Raw genomic sequence first — 13,548 nt, 5'->3', positions numbered from 1 at the left:
GAGGCCACCGTGCTTATAGGAATCAGCAGGATGACACGTGCTGTGGCGGGGCTGGTGCTTTCGCTCGGCATGATCGCACCGTCCGTGACGGCAGCGGCCGCGGCAGTCTACGACTTCAATTCCGCCTCCAGCCTGCAGGTGGTGGTCAACAAGCACCGGCAGCTGAACCCGGCCGCGTATGTGCCGGGTCAGCTGGTCAGAGTCCAGGCGGAACGGTTGCGGGCGCCGGCCGCGGACGCCTACAAGCAGTTTGCCAAAGCCGCCAAGGCGGCCGGCGTGACCATCCTGCCGATCAGCGGCTACCGATCGTTCAGCCAGCAGGCCAGCCTCTATGACAGCTACGTGCGCCAGTATGGACAGGCGACGGCGGACACCCTTTCCGCCAGGCCCGGCTACAGCGAACACCAGACCGGCCTGGCGATGGACATCGGCAATGCCAGCGGAATCTGCGCCCTGCAAGCCTGCTTCGCAAATACCCCGGCGGGCCAGTGGGCGGCGGGGCACGGCTGGGAGTACGGATTCATCATCCGATATCCGGCCGGGGCCGGGGCCACCACCGGCTACACCTACGAGCCCTGGCATCTGCGCTATGTGGGTCGGGCCATTGCCGAGGATATGCATTGGACCGGGATCAGCACCCTCGAGGAGTACTTCGGTCTGGAAGCGGCCCCGGATTATCTCCGGTAAAGGATTTCCCGCCGTGCGGTCGATTGCGCGGCAGGCCTGGTGAACCGGTTAAAAGCTGAAGGCGCCGGTCCGGTCTGGCCTTGCGCGGCCGGGCTCTGGGCGCCCGGACAGGGTCCCGCCGCAGGAACCAGCGCCACCGCAACCAGAACGGCCGAGGCCGCGGCTGCCAGCACAATCCAGATCGTCCGGAGGCTCGGCATTCCGGGAGAGAACTTCCCTACGGCATGTCTGCATGCCCGCTTGGCGAAGGAAACGGCAGGCCGCCACTGCGGTGGGCGCCGGCGTCGAAATGGATTCAATTTTTCAGCCTCAGCGCGCGGGCGAGGTTATTCATGGGTTCAACATTCCTGGTTCTGGTGGAAGCCATCCCGCCCCATCCATGGCCCGTATGTGCGGAGGGCGGAAGCGCCCGGAGTTCCGGGCGCTTCCGCCTCATGACTGCCTGCTGACTACTTGTACAGGCCCGCGCCGCCGATTTTGAGGTTCGTGGGCAGGTACCCGAACGGGCCCAGGCCGTTCTGGCCGAAGGTGCGGTCAACTGCCGAAACTCCGTTGCGGAAGTTGATCTTCACGGTGGGCGAGAGGGAACCGCCGCGGACGCCGTTCACGTTGTCGATGAAGGACTGCACCAGACCGCCCGGCTGGACGTAGTGCGAGTACGCCTGGAACTGCCGGCCGTTCTGGCGGGCATCCGGTCCTTCGGGCGCATTGGCCGGCATGTTCAGGTCCGTGGGGGATGCCAGAGCCAGGCCGCTGTTGTTCATGGGCTGGTAGTCGGAACGGACGCCGTCGCCCACAAAGCCGTAGACGCCGTCGGGGCCGCGCATGCCATCCGCGTAGGTGAACTGGTGGCTGATGGTGAACAGGTAGTACTTGTTCTTGCCGCCCTCGTTCTGGATAAAAATCTGCGGACGCTCGGTCTGGTCATTCACGCAGTTGGCGGACAGGACCGGCGGCAGGAAGTGCCACTTTGTCAGGTCCTTGTTGTCCGCCACTGCCAGGCCCACGTTGGCGGTCTGGAACCATGACCCGGTGCTGTTGACCTGTTCAAGTGTCTCGGCATTCGGGTCCCCCGGGCGGTAGCCCAGGTCCGCGTTCGTGCACTTGTAGTCGCCCCGTTTACCGCCGGTGTTGCCTTCGAAGACCATGAAGGTCTTACCGGGGTGCGCCGGGTCTGCGAACGTGTACGGGTCGCGGAAGGCGAAGCCCGGGTTCTGGGCCTTGTTCTGGTACAGGACGCCGTCCGGCTCAAGGAGTTTGGTGTGCTCGAAGCCGTCGAAGCTCACGCCGTTCTTGTCAGCGTGGATGTTGCCCAGCGCCTTGGCAATCACGGCGTCCGGGGCGATTCCGCCGCGGCCGGCATTGCGCTCGGCAACGTCGAAGAAAGTGGTTGCCGTGTAGAAGACGTCGACGTGGTTGCCCTGCATCAGGCGGGTGGAACCGGACCATTCGGTGTTGCCGATGGAGGTGTTGTCCAGGAACAGGTGTCCGCCGTAGTTCCACTTGTCCTTGGCCGGGTCGGCGTTGGTCTTGCGGAAGAAGTAGCCGATCCGGGCGTTCCAGTGCCTCTGGTCGAAGCCGTAGCCGGCGTGGCGGTCGGCAACGAGCGAGAAGATGACGTCCCAGCCCTTGTAGCTGATCTGGTTTGCGTTCTCGTCGGTCAGGGACCAGGTGTCCCACACCCAGACGTCGTCGTTCATGGCCGGGAAGTCCGGCGGGATTTCCGGCATGGTGACGTTGGGGCTCATGGAGTTCTGGCCCGGGGACACGGCGGTGCTGCTTTGGGCCATGATCTGTTTGGCATCCGCACGCGTCCACTTGGAGGTGAAGGCCGCGGCCGGATCGAACGGCTGCTGGGTGTGCTTGGTGGGTAGGGGAAAGCCCGGCGTCGGAGCCGGCATTTGCCCGCCGCTCGGCGGATCCGAGGGCGCGTTTGCCTGCGCCGACGGGACGGAAAGGAAGACGGAGGCCGCAACGGCCGTTGCCAGTGCCGCGGCGACTGAACGCCACCGCAGCTTCCGGGGTGTATTGGGGTGCTCGTGCATTTTGCTCTTCTCGCGGAGTGAGACCATTCGTGGAAGACGGGCGTGTGCCCTCTATCCCCGAAACTCCGGCAGCCCCGCTGACACCGCAGGCGTCATCGAGGACGCCATTGTGTCGAGGGGCGGGACCTCGGTAGGGCCCCGCCTGATGGCCCGGGAGGGTGCTGATTTCCCGGACGTTCATCACCGTAGACAGTGCTGGCCAGGATTCAAAACCGCATTTCCGGCACTAAAGCGGTTTAGAACGCAACGAATGTAAGCGCTTGCACGACATCTCCGCGCGCGTGCCATGGCGCTAATCTGGAGTCAAATGTTCATAAAAAATATGATTTATGATCGAGGTCGCCGGCTGTTTACCCGCCTGCCGCCCGAAAGGCAGCCGCCGTTCAGCCCAGCACGGCGGCTTGGGCACGGCGCACCAGAGCCCCCGGCCGAGGCCGGGGGCTCTGGTTGGATGTCACGTCCGTGCGGTTCAGCGAGGTGCTGCCACCCGTTTTCGGTTCCGGGAGGGCGCCGCGGCGATCAGCAGGGCCGCTAGTGCCACCGCCGCGCTCAGGACCAGTCCCGGGCGGTACTGCTCCAGCATTGCGGCCGCGTCAACGCCGGCGGCCCTGCCGGACGCGTGGCCGTGACCGCTGACCATGGCAGTGGTGACGGCGAGAACCAGGGCGGCCCCCACCTGGGTGCTGGTCTGGATCAGGCCGGCCGCAAGGCCCTGTTCCGAGTTCCGGATGCCGGCGGTGGCCTGGACGTTGATGGACGGGAAGGCCAGGGCGAAGCCGACGCCCAGCAGCAGAACTGAGGGCAGAATGTCCGTCACGTAGTTCGGCGAGGTGCCCACCCGCAGGAACAGCAGGTAGCCGAGCGTCAGGGAGGCCAAACCGGTCAGGATCAGCCGCGGGGCGCCGAACTTGTGGATGAGCCGGTCCGCGAACGGTGCGCTCGAGGCCACCAGCAGGCCCGTGGGAAGGAGCGCCAGGGCCATGCCGAGGGGGCTCCAGCCCAGCACGGACTGCAGGTAGAGCGTGAGGATGAACTGGAAACTCAAGTAGGAGCCGAACAGGCCCACGGCGCTGAGGTTCGCCCGCGCCACCCAGCCTTCCCTGAGAATGCCGAACCGGATCAGGGGGTGCCGGACACGGTTCTCGATCACCGCGAAGGCCGCCAGCACCGCTGCGGAGGCCACGAATCCGGCGATAGTTGCCACAGATCCCCAGCCGTTCCCGGGTGCCGCAACAAGCGTGTACACGAGCCCCAGCATGCCGGCGGCGAGGGTGACGGCGCCCCAGGGGTCGTGCCCGCTGTCCTGTCCGCTGCCTTCGGTCTTGCCGGCGGCGTTGTCCCGGGGGATGAATTTCAGGCCAAGAAGCACGACGGCGACCGCCACCGGGACCGAGACCAGGAAGGTCCAGCGCCAGCTCATGGCCGTCATCAGGCCTCCGACCACAAGCCCGAGTGAGAAACCGCTGGCGCCGAAAGTGGTGAAGATGGACACAGCCCGGTTGCGTTCGCGGCCTTCCGCGAAGTTGGTGGTGATGATCGAGAAACCGGCGGGAGCAGTGAACGCGGCCGCCAGTCCCTTGAGGAAGCGGGTGCCGATCAGCAGGGCCGGGTCATCCACCAGGCCGCCAAGCAGGGAAGCTGCGGCGAACACGCTGAGTGCAATCAGGAAGATCCGCCGCCGGCCGAGCAGATCGGCCATCCGGCCGCCCAGCAGGAGCAGACTTCCGTAGCCGAGCACGTAGGCGGAGACGATCCACTGGAGTGATTCGGTTTCCAGGTGAAGTTCGGTGCCGATCGAGGGCAGGGCCACACCCACCATGGATACGTCCAGCGCGTCGAGCGCCAGAACGGTGCACAAGACCAGGAGCAGCATCCACTGCGCACGCGTCCAGCGGACGGGAGTAAGCCGTTCGCCGGCAGGTCTGTCAAGAGTGGAAGTTGAGGTCATGGCACCAACCTATATGACACGTCATTGAATGACAAGGAATATTATGACGTGGACTTTTAATTCGTCATGAACTAGAATTTCGGCATGGCAACACCGCAGGACCGCCAGCTGGTTGAGCAATGGCGCAGCATCCAGACCACGTACTTCCGCACCGCGGGGGCGATCGACCGTGCCCTGGAAACGCGATTCAACATCGGCCTGACCGAATTTGAAATCCTGGATCTCGTGGCCGAAAGCAAAGACGCTGCGTGCCGGATGAAGCAACTGGGTGAGCGCACCCCCATGACCCAGAGCGCTATGTCCAAGGTGGTGGACCGGCTCGACAAGGCCGGCCTCATTTCCCGCCATTCCTGCGAAGATGACCGGCGCTCACTCTTTCTGGAACTCACCGACGCCGGCCGCGCACTCCACCGGGAAGCCGCCATAGAACACCGCGCCCTGCTCAAGGAAAACCTTCCCTGAACCGTATCCCCCTTTGGGAACAGCAGGCAGCTATGCCAATCGACCGGAAGAGCTAGGGCACGCCTTTTGCAGGCCCCCGACGGCCGCGGATGGCATCGGGGCTTCAGGTCACCTGCGCCAAACCCAGCCAGCGCAAAGGTTCCCCTGAGTCCCTAGCAATTCCGCTGCAACAGAGTGGTCACAGGAACACCCGCCAAGAGGAGGACCCTGATGATCATCTACCGCCCCATGGCCCCGCTGACGGCCGGACGTGGGAGGATCCTGGTATGGAAAACTCCCCCGAGGTCCTCCGTTATGCGGCCTTTTCCACGACGCCGGACGGCGGCAATCCTGCAGGCCTGGTCCTGGATGCCGGCCATCTGGACGATGCCGGGATGCTGGCCGTGGCGGCCGCCGTCGGGTACGCCGAAACGGCCTTTGTAACGGAGCCGGGCGTCGGCGGGGACCCGCGCCGTAGCCGGGTTCGCTACTTCTCCCCGATCGCCGAGGTCCCGTTTTGTGGCCATGCGACGATCGCGCTGGCCGTTGCGCTGAGCGCACGCGACGGGGCTGGATCCTTCACCTTCGACACCCCCGTCGGCCCCGTCGTCATCGAAACAGCAGGCGACGGCGCCGACATCACCGCATCGTTTACCGCCGTGGAGCCACGGGTGGCCGTATTCGACGACGGCGTCCTGGCCGAACTCCTCGGCCTGCTCGGCGTCGGGCCGGCGGATCTCGATCCCGCCTACCCGCCGCGGATCGCCTATTCCGGGAACTGGCATCCGGTGCTGGTCCTGGCCGACCGCAGCCTTTTCGACTCCTTTGGCTTCGATCCGGAGGCAGTGCGCCGGCTCATGGACGCTCAGGGCTGGGCCGCAACGGTGGCCGTCCTGCACCGCATTGCGGATGGCGAATTCGAAGCCCGGAATCTGTTCCCCGTCGGAGCCATCACCGAGGACCCCGCAACAGGGGCCGCCGCTGCGGCGGTGGGCGCCTACCTGCGCCTCCTGGGCCTGGTCGGGCCCCCGGCGAGGGTCTTGATCCACCAGGGACGGCACGTCGGCCGCCCGGGCTTACTCACCGTGGACATTCCCGCCGCCGGCGGAATAGTGGTGAGCGGCACGGCTGTCCGAATCCCCGCCGCCTAGGGCAACAGCTGATCAGAGCCGGGCAGGGTTCCTTACGTCGCGTCCTTCGTCCCCGGGGTAGCGCGGATTTCGGTCCGGAACCCGATCAATTTGTGGGTACCGTCGCAGTAGGGCTTGATCGCGGACGCGCCGCAGCGGCACAGGGCGATTGTTTTGCGCGTCCGTGGCACTGCTTCCCCGGACGGGGTGACGATCTCGAATTCGCCGCGGACCAGGATTGGCCCGTCGGGACAAATAACAATGGCGCCGTCGCCGGAAGATTCCTGCGGGTTCTGGTTCATGGATTTTCCCTGTCTGGGTTCGTGCCCGGTCAGACCGCGGCGGGGACGAGCGATTTCAGCGAGGACGTGCCGTTTTCCCATGCCTCCATGATGTGGAGGGTGAGCCGTGCGTCGATGGCGAGCACCGCCGTCGCGCCGAACAGGACGTCGGGAAAGAGGTCCGGTTCTGCCTCCACGAGCCCGCCGGCGAGATCCCTGCCTGCGATCTGTTCGTGCACAGCGTCCGCCTCGACGTGCTCGTCGAAGTACGCGGTCACCTCGGGTCCGAATCCGAGCCGCCGGAAACCGTTGCCGTACAGCTGGTTCGGCCGGGAGGACGTCATCTCATAAATCGCCAGATGCCCTGAGATGGCTCCCCGCAGTCTGCGGTTCAGTCCGAAAAGGGACATCATGTTGACCGCGGCGAGGGAGATGGCCGGGACGGCGTCCACATAGCGGCCGTAGACGTCGTCCAACCCCAGTCCTCGCATGGTCCGGGCGAAAAGGGCGCTGTGCATGCGGTCCGGCCGGCCTCCGCCGTACTCGTCGGCCTGGATCTCCACCAGCGCAGCCTTGGGCCGACCGGTCAGCCTCGGGATCGCCCAGGTGTGCGGATCGGCTTCCTTGAGCTGATAGATCGATTTGTGGACCAGGAATTCACGGAGCTGTTCGAGGGTCGCCTTCTTCGCCACAAAACGGGACATGCTGGGTCCACCATCCTGGCCCGCGAGCCCAAACAGTATGTCCGCCACAGCGTCACTGTCCAGGACCGCGGCAGGAGGAGACTGAACCGGTCCTGCGGACAAGCGGGCCGCGGACCGCAGCGCCATCTCGAACGGTTCCTCCAGCAGCTGCCGGAGCGCGATCAGACCGGGGCTCCATTCCCAGCGGTCATCGACTCCGTCCAGGCCGCCGTAATGCAGCTCATAAAGGCAGAACAGGGTCAGCTGGATGTCGCCGTCGTCGATGATGTCATCGGTGAGTGGCAGCTGCGCCTCGATGAGATCGTGCAGCGCGCCCTGTGCTGCGGAATCATCTCCGGTCCTGCCCGCCAAGAGCCGGAAGAGCCCTCCGCTTATGGGTCCGCGCGCGTCAGGGATCTTCATGTTTTCTCCTACGTGGGCCCCAGCGGTAGTGGCCGGGGTTGGTGATGGTGCGTCGATGTGAGCCCGGCCCGGGGGTGAAGCCGGCGGGGCCAGGGTCCACTGTTTAGCTGTTGCCGGTGTAGACGAGGCTGTCCGCGTCGACTTCGTTCGCCGGGGCGTCCGCAAGTCCCTGCGGCGACAGATCCATGTCCATCAGCCCGGGGAGTTGATTGGGGGCCGCGGAGTGCCCGGCGATGGGTGTGCTGTGGTTGGTCACGGTGTGCCCCTAATACTTTGTTGGATACAGGCCCGGGAGGATGCTGCCTGTCATGGGCCGGGTATTTCCATCTGGAACCCGCACCGGCAGCGCAGAACACGGGTCCGGAAATAGTCGCCCAAAAAATCCGGGGTGCCGGCGTGAGTGGAAACCGGCCGATGCGCGCTGCGCCGCTCGGGGTCCACCGCGGACATCGGCTCCTGGCAGTGGCTGTAGGCGTCGTCGCGGTGGACGGCGCCGCCGCTGTTTCCGTTCCGCCCCGGGATGGCTGCGAGAAATGCCGCAGTGGTAGCAACCACGTGCGAGCTTCCGCAATTGGTGCAGCTGATGGCTGCCGCGAGGGTTTCCCGCTGCGGATTCATCGTGGTGACGGAGTCCAGAAGGAGGTGCCGGTCGGTGTCGCATGTCGCGCACCATGGCCGGCGGCCCCGGGGCTGGTGGGCATCCCGTGGCACGTACGTGCTTGACGTGATGGTCATCCGGGTCAGACCAGGCCCGGGTAGCTGGCCAGGATGTAGTCCGCAGCGGCAGGTCCTTTCATGCGGAGGCCGTTGCGCTTGGGATGGATCTGCTTCTCTTTCATGGCCGCCCAGAAGGCATCTTCGGGTCGGGGCGTGGCCTGGCTAAGGAAGCACCAGCTGGTGTAGAGGCCGTAGAGGCAGTCCTTGCCCAGGGCGTGGTCGGATGCAGGGTCTTGGGCAGTGGCTTCCTGCAGGAATTGGTCATACTGAGAAGTTGCCATGAGTGGCTCGTTTCCTCGCGGTGCATTTTGTGCCGCCGTGTGGCTACAGCAGCTAAGCATCCAGGCCGTGCACGGGGCGCTGAAGCATGACCCCGGCCTGCTGCGTCACCGCAGATCCGGGGATAAAGTGCTGTCGAGCTGGGAGTCCACGTGCTCTGGGACCAGTCAAAACAACTTCTCTACAATGTAGACTGTAGGCGTAGACTACACATTAAGCAACCAGCTAATTACCTTGAAATGTGACTAGTCCGCACCAACCTGAACGGAACACCATGTCGCCCGAAGAGTATCCGGCGCCCCCAGCGACTCCTGGCAAGAAGACGCGGCTCAGCCGGGACGTTGTTCTATCCGCGGCGCTGGCATTGGTGGACGCCGAAGGACTCGACGCCCTCACCATGCGCAGGCTCGGGCAGGAACTCGGGCGGGATCCCATGGGCCTGTACCGTTACGCAGAAAACCGCGCAGCACTGCTGGACGGCGTCTCAGAGCTCGTCCTGAATGAACTGGTCATCTTTCCCGATGATCCGGACTGGCAGGCGCAGCTCCGACGCATTGCCCACGACCTGCGCGAGCTCGCCCTCCGGCACCCCAACGTCGTTCCGCTGCTTGTGACCCGCCCCCTGTCAACGCCCCTGGGCCTCCGGCCATTGGGGACGCTGCGGCCGCTGGAGCAGATCCTGTCGCTGCTGATCGACGCCGGATTCGCGCCTGTTGACGCCCTGCACGTCTACCGCGCCTACTACGGATACCTTTACGGGCACATCCTCAACGAACTGCAGGAATTCGTCGTCGACCCCGACGAAAACGAGGCACTTCTCCGCCTGGGCCTGCACCGTTTGCCGCCGAAAGACTTCCCCCGCCTCCGGTCCCTCGCCCCTGTCCTTGCCGACTACGACGGGATGGCCGAACTGGATGAAGGAATCAGCATCCTGCTTTCAGGCCTGGCAGCCCATCTCCCGCCACCGGGAGCCTCGGCCAAACCCTGATCCGGAAATTCCCTTGAAAGGATCCGCCATGTTTCTCCTCCTCGGCCTCAAGACGGTGCTGCGCGGCCTTCCCGAACGGATGGCAACGTGCCAGTACTGCCACCAGTTCGTGCAGCATCGACTGCAAGAACGCGCCACCAAATTCACCCTGTTTTTCATCCCCGTCTTCACCACCTCCAAGGCCTTCAACATCACCTGCTCCAATTGCGGACAGAACTCGGTCGTCAAGCCGCGGCAGAAAAACATGCTCCTGAGCTAGGCAGGCCGGTGCGGCATCAGCGGGGCTTAGACAGCCGATCCTTCGCGTGATGGCTTCCGGGCCCGACAGGCACTAGTTCCGTGGCTTTCGCGAGACCTTCGGTAGGCATCGAGACGTACATGCTCTCGGCTCGGCTCACCTGGAATGTCTCGTGCCAGATACCGACGGCCTTGGGGGCTTTTCTTGCCTGGCGGTTGAAAGCCGTCCAGGCCGGCCTGTGCTCGGATTCGGGCGCACTCGCGTAGGCATACAGCTTCTCCACCGACTCCCAGTACTGCACGATCACCGGCCCGCCGGCGCCGAGGGCGAACCGGCAACCAAGAAGGCCGGAACCCGGCTCCCGGAAGAGTTCGGCCAGCATGCTCGGCATCGCCAGTAAGGCCGGCAGCCACAGATCCGGCCGCCAGGGACTGTTGATGCGCATGCCGATGAGGAAGACCACCAAATCACCTGAATGGCGGTGCGTGAAACGTCCAGCGTTGATGCGTGCCATACTTTCCCCTAACTAGATACCGATACTCTCCAATATTGGCGAGTGCCACTATCTAAGTCAAGGAGAAACTTTGCGCATCTCACAACTGGCCGCTGCCACCGGGGTTCCTGTGGCCACCATCAAGTACTACCTTCGGGAGAAACTACTTCACGACGGCGTGCTGACCTCCGCGACCCAGGCCCGCTACGACGACTCGCATGTGCGACGGTTGAAGCTGATCCGGGCACTCATTGGCACCGCGGGGCTCAGCGTCAGCGCCACCCGCGAGGTACTTCGTGGCCTCGAAAACCCGCCACAGTCCGGCCACGACCTGCTCGGAATAGCGCACCACGCGGTCACCCGGACCGCACCGGACGACGTCGACCTCTCCTCGGCACAAAAGCTCTTGGACCGTTGGGGCTGGGGCGCAGAGACTTGCGACCGCGATACCCAAGCGGCCCTGGTAAAGGCCCTGCACGGGCTCTCGGAGGCAGGATTCGACGCGCCGGCCGCGCTCTTGGACCGCTATGCCTCGGCCATGCAGGACATCGCAGAGGCCGACGTCGAAAGTGTTCCCACGGATTCGGCCGAGGCCGCGATGCAGCACGTGGTTCTCGGAACGCTCCTGATGGAACCGGTACTTCTGGCCATGCGCCGGCTTGCCCAGCAAAGCGCATCTTTCCAGCGGTTTGGCGGGACGGAGTCCTAGATGACCGGGGAGCGCCGCTCGATCAGCACCGTATCCCGCCATTGCCCCGCACTGGGGCCGTAGCTCATACGGGCGATGCGGTTTCGCCGGCCGACGACGGCGAAACCGTTTGCGAGGTGGAGCTTCAGGCTTGCTTCGTTTTCGGGGAAGACACTGGCCTGGATGGTCCAGATCCCGCATTGCTCGGTCGACGCCGCCAGGGCCTGAAGCAGTCCGGCTCCCACTCCCCTGCCACGGGCTTCTGCGGCGACGTAGACGGAGTGTTCCACCACGCCGGCATATGCGGGCCGCGCGGACACGGCGGAGACAGGCGCCCAGCCGAGGATGGCGCCCCCGTGTCCCTCGGCGACAAGACGATGGCCGGGGAGCCGGGAACTGGTGAAGCGTTCCCAGTCCGGCACGTCTGCTTCAAAGGTGGCGTGGCCGGTGGCGATTCCTTCGCGGTAAATCCCCCGGACGGCTGGCCAGTCGTCCTCGCGCATGGAGCGGATCTTGACCCCAGACCCTTCGTGCGCGGTCACAGGGTTGCCAGGAGTCCGGCCGCCTGCTCGAGCGCCCCGGGCATCAGGGAGTAATAGGCCCAGGTGCCGCGCTTTTCGCGATGCAGCAGCCCGGCCTCGACCAGGATCTTCAGGTGGTGGGACACCGTCGGCTGGCCCAGGTCCAGGGGTTCGGTGAGGTCGCAGACGCATGCCTCGCCGGAATCGCCGGCCTTGACGAGGGAGAGCAGCCGGAGCCGGTTCGGATCGGCCAGCGCCTTGAAAACCAGAGCCCTCTGCTGGGCGTCTTCGGCGCTCAGGGTGGGCCGTCCTGCGGGAACGCAGCAGGCTTCATCCGTGGCTGATTCGACGATAGGCAGCGAGGTCATGTACCCATTATGGCCTGATATTGATAATCATCAATGTATCGGCTGCGGGCGGCCCGTTTCGGCACTGTGCGCCAGGACGACGTCGTCCGCGCTGCGGGCCGCGGAGGGGAACAGGACGAGAAGGAGACCAAGGCCTACTGCCGCGCCAACCAGCTGCGCCACGACGAATCCCGGAACGGAGGCCGGTGCGATGCCGGCGAAGGTGTCACTGAAGATGCGGCCCACCGTCACGGCCGGGTTCGCGAACGACGTCGAGGACGTGAACCAGTATGCGGCTCCGATGTAGGCACCCACCGCCGGCGCGGCAAGAACGCCACGGTTGGTGGCGGCTAGGGCGAAGATCAGCAGGACGAGCCCCGCGGTCGCGACAACCTCACCCAGCAGATGTCCCGGCGTCGTGCGTTCCTTGACGGAAATGGCGGTGCCCACCTCAAACATGGCGTTCGCGACCACGCTGCCGCTGACCGCCCCCACGGTCTGGGCAACGATGTAGGTGCAGAGCTCCGGCAGGGCCAGTCCGGTACCGTCGCGTCGGCCCAGGATCCAGTCGGCGAGGGACACGACGGGGTTGAAGTGCGCGCCGCTCACGGGCCCGAGCACCAGGATCAGAACCGTCAGGCCCAGCACCGTGGCGGTGCTGTTCTGGAGCAGCTGCAGGCCGATGTCATTGGGGGAAAGCTGCTGTGCGGCGATCCCGGAGCCGACGACGATTGCCACGAGCAGGCTGGTGCCGAGCAGTTCGGCGACGGCGCGGCGCCACAGCGGCGGCTGGTTGGAAGTCATGCCAACAGCTTGACCGAAGGAATTAACTCAGTCAAAATTGACCCAATGAATATTGAGGCAGCAGACGATTTCCGGGCGCGGGTAACCAAGCACGCGGCCCTCGCCGATCCTGCGCGGCTGCGCATCGTCGACCTGCTGACCCTGGGCGACCTCTCCCCGACGGAGCTGCAGGCAGAGCTGGGAATGCCCTCGAATCTGCTCTCCCACCATCTGCGCGCGCTGGAAGAGGCCGGGCTGGCAACCCGTCGCCGCTCCGAAGCGGACCGTCGGCGCAGCTATGTCCGGCTTGCCCCCGGCGCCCTGGAGGGCCTGGTTCCGGGGGCCGAACACGGGGCCCGCCGCGTGCTGTTCGTCTGCACCCGAAACAGTGCACGGTCCCAGCTGGCCGCCGCACTCTGGCAGCAGGTCAGCGAAATCCCCTCGACGTCGGCGGGAACGCATCCCGCAGACCGCATCGCCCAAGGTGCCATCGAGGTCGCCCGCCATCACGGCGTGGAGCTCGCGGACCTTCCTCCCCGCAGGCTGGATCAAGTGGCGGCGACGGGGGACTTCGTGGTGACCGTCTGCGACAACGCCCATGAGGAACTCCCCGGCTTAGGCGGCGCGCACTGGTCGGTGCCGGATCCGCTGCGCCTGGACACCGAAGACGCCTTCGAGAGCGCCTTCACTGACATCGCCCACCGGATCAGTGACCTCGCACCCCGCGTACTCGCTGCCTAAAACCCGAAACCCGCAAATATTGACAACTATCGATTTATTGTTCGATACTTCATACATCGACAGGCATCAATGTCTAGGCAGTCAAAAGTGGCGCGGCGACGTCGACCTCATCAAA

General features: G+C 65.1%; 18 protein-coding genes. 7 read left to right on the top strand and 11 right to left on the bottom strand.

The window, feature by feature from the left end; all coding sequences use genetic code 11:
• The first annotated feature begins 30 nt into the window (after nt 1-30).
• A complete protein-coding gene (locus AC1DEM_RS03900) occupies nt 31-687 on the top strand; it encodes a M15 family metallopeptidase (protein ID WP_476883206.1) in 657 nt (218 codons plus the stop codon).
• Nucleotides 688-1,136: 449 nt separating this feature from the next.
• On the opposite strand, the gene AC1DEM_RS03895 is transcribed toward AC1DEM_RS03900, so the two are convergent.
• Both AC1DEM_RS03895 and AC1DEM_RS03890 read right to left on the bottom strand, forming a co-directional pair.
• Nucleotides 1,137-2,732, bottom strand: a complete 1,596-nt coding sequence (locus tag AC1DEM_RS03895; protein WP_476883205.1) for a glycoside hydrolase family 68 protein — start codon at nt 2,730-2,732, stop codon at nt 1,137-1,139.
• Between the two features lie 469 nt (nt 2,733-3,201).
• Nucleotides 3,202-4,680 carry an MFS transporter gene (locus AC1DEM_RS03890; protein WP_476883204.1) on the bottom strand — a complete coding sequence of 493 codons (1,479 nt, stop codon included), beginning with the start codon at nt 4,678-4,680 and terminating at the stop codon, nt 3,202-3,204.
• 84 nt (nt 4,681-4,764) lie between these two features.
• On the opposite strand from AC1DEM_RS03890, the gene AC1DEM_RS03885 reads away from it, so the two are divergent.
• On the top strand, nt 4,765-5,142 hold the full coding sequence (locus AC1DEM_RS03885; protein WP_476883203.1) for a MarR family winged helix-turn-helix transcriptional regulator: 378 nt from the start codon (nt 4,765-4,767) through the stop codon (nt 5,140-5,142).
• A gap of 266 nt (nt 5,143-5,408) precedes the next feature.
• Nucleotides 5,409-6,272 (top strand): PhzF family phenazine biosynthesis protein, encoded by an 864-nt coding sequence (locus AC1DEM_RS03880; protein ID WP_476883202.1) that lies wholly within the window; start codon nt 5,409-5,411, stop codon nt 6,270-6,272.
• 32 nt (nt 6,273-6,304) lie between these two features.
• On the opposite strand, the gene AC1DEM_RS03875 is transcribed toward AC1DEM_RS03880, so the two are convergent.
• The 5 genes from AC1DEM_RS03875 to AC1DEM_RS03855 form a co-directional block, all read right to left on the bottom strand.
• Nucleotides 6,305-6,553: a CDGSH iron-sulfur domain-containing protein gene (locus AC1DEM_RS03875; protein WP_476883201.1), complete on the bottom strand. Its 249-nt coding sequence runs from the start codon at nt 6,551-6,553 to the stop codon at nt 6,305-6,307.
• 29 nt (nt 6,554-6,582) lie between these two features.
• On the bottom strand, nt 6,583-7,638 hold the full coding sequence (locus tag AC1DEM_RS03870; protein ID WP_476883200.1) for an iron-containing redox enzyme family protein: 1,056 nt from the start codon (nt 7,636-7,638) through the stop codon (nt 6,583-6,585).
• A gap of 103 nt (nt 7,639-7,741) precedes the next feature.
• Nucleotides 7,742-7,894, bottom strand: a complete 153-nt coding sequence (locus tag AC1DEM_RS03865) for a hypothetical protein (protein WP_476883199.1) — start codon at nt 7,892-7,894, stop codon at nt 7,742-7,744.
• A 50-nt stretch (nt 7,895-7,944) separates the two neighbouring features.
• Nucleotides 7,945-8,373, bottom strand: coding sequence for a hypothetical protein (locus AC1DEM_RS03860; protein WP_476883198.1), 429 nt, complete (start codon nt 8,371-8,373; stop codon nt 7,945-7,947).
• 5 nt (nt 8,374-8,378) lie between these two features.
• Nucleotides 8,379-8,636, bottom strand: a complete 258-nt coding sequence (locus tag AC1DEM_RS03855) for a hypothetical protein (protein WP_476883197.1) — start codon at nt 8,634-8,636, stop codon at nt 8,379-8,381.
• A gap of 272 nt (nt 8,637-8,908) precedes the next feature.
• On the opposite strand from AC1DEM_RS03855, the gene AC1DEM_RS03850 reads away from it, so the two are divergent.
• Together AC1DEM_RS03850 and AC1DEM_RS03845 are read left to right on the top strand one after the other, a co-directional pair.
• Nucleotides 8,909-9,622: a TetR/AcrR family transcriptional regulator C-terminal domain-containing protein gene (locus tag AC1DEM_RS03850; protein ID WP_476883196.1), complete on the top strand. Its 714-nt coding sequence runs from the start codon at nt 8,909-8,911 to the stop codon at nt 9,620-9,622.
• Between the two features lie 28 nt (nt 9,623-9,650).
• A complete protein-coding gene (locus AC1DEM_RS03845; protein WP_476883195.1) occupies nt 9,651-9,881 on the top strand; it encodes a zinc-ribbon domain-containing protein in 231 nt (76 codons plus the stop codon).
• 16 nt (nt 9,882-9,897) lie between these two features.
• On the opposite strand, the gene AC1DEM_RS03840 is transcribed toward AC1DEM_RS03845, so the two are convergent.
• Nucleotides 9,898-10,374 carry a DUF4188 domain-containing protein gene (locus tag AC1DEM_RS03840; protein WP_476883194.1) on the bottom strand — a complete coding sequence of 159 codons (477 nt, stop codon included), beginning with the start codon at nt 10,372-10,374 and terminating at the stop codon, nt 9,898-9,900.
• A 70-nt stretch (nt 10,375-10,444) separates the two neighbouring features.
• On the opposite strand from AC1DEM_RS03840, the gene AC1DEM_RS03835 reads away from it, so the two are divergent.
• Complete coding sequence (locus AC1DEM_RS03835) at nt 10,445-11,062, top strand: MerR family transcriptional regulator (RefSeq protein WP_476883193.1); 618 nt, start codon at nt 10,445-10,447, stop codon at nt 11,060-11,062.
• On the opposite strand, the gene AC1DEM_RS03830 is transcribed toward AC1DEM_RS03835, so the two are convergent.
• The 3 genes from AC1DEM_RS03830 to AC1DEM_RS03820 are packed head-to-tail and all read right to left on the bottom strand — an operon-like array spanning nt 11,059 to nt 12,713.
• Complete coding sequence (locus AC1DEM_RS03830; RefSeq protein WP_476883239.1) at nt 11,059-11,544, bottom strand: N-acetyltransferase family protein; 486 nt, start codon at nt 11,542-11,544, stop codon at nt 11,059-11,061. The genes AC1DEM_RS03835 and AC1DEM_RS03830 overlap by 4 nt on opposite strands.
• A gap of 35 nt (nt 11,545-11,579) precedes the next feature.
• Complete coding sequence (locus tag AC1DEM_RS03825; protein WP_476883192.1) at nt 11,580-11,930, bottom strand: ArsR/SmtB family transcription factor; 351 nt, start codon at nt 11,928-11,930, stop codon at nt 11,580-11,582.
• Nucleotides 11,931-11,960: 30 nt separating this feature from the next.
• Complete coding sequence (locus AC1DEM_RS03820; protein ID WP_476883191.1) at nt 11,961-12,713, bottom strand: aquaporin; 753 nt, start codon at nt 12,711-12,713, stop codon at nt 11,961-11,963.
• Nucleotides 12,714-12,758: 45 nt separating this feature from the next.
• Between AC1DEM_RS03820 and AC1DEM_RS03815 the strand changes: the two genes are divergently transcribed.
• The gene (locus tag AC1DEM_RS03815; RefSeq protein ID WP_476883190.1) at nt 12,759-13,433 is read left to right on the top strand and encodes a metalloregulator ArsR/SmtB family transcription factor; all 675 of its coding nucleotides are present in this window, start codon (nt 12,759-12,761) and stop codon (nt 13,431-13,433) included.
• Nucleotides 13,434-13,548 lie beyond the last annotated feature (115 nt).

This window comes from Arthrobacter sp. 05T420 (assembly GCF_056396305.1).
The sequence above is the reverse complement of the archived record's forward strand: the minus strand, read 5'-3'. Positions and strand labels throughout refer to the sequence as shown.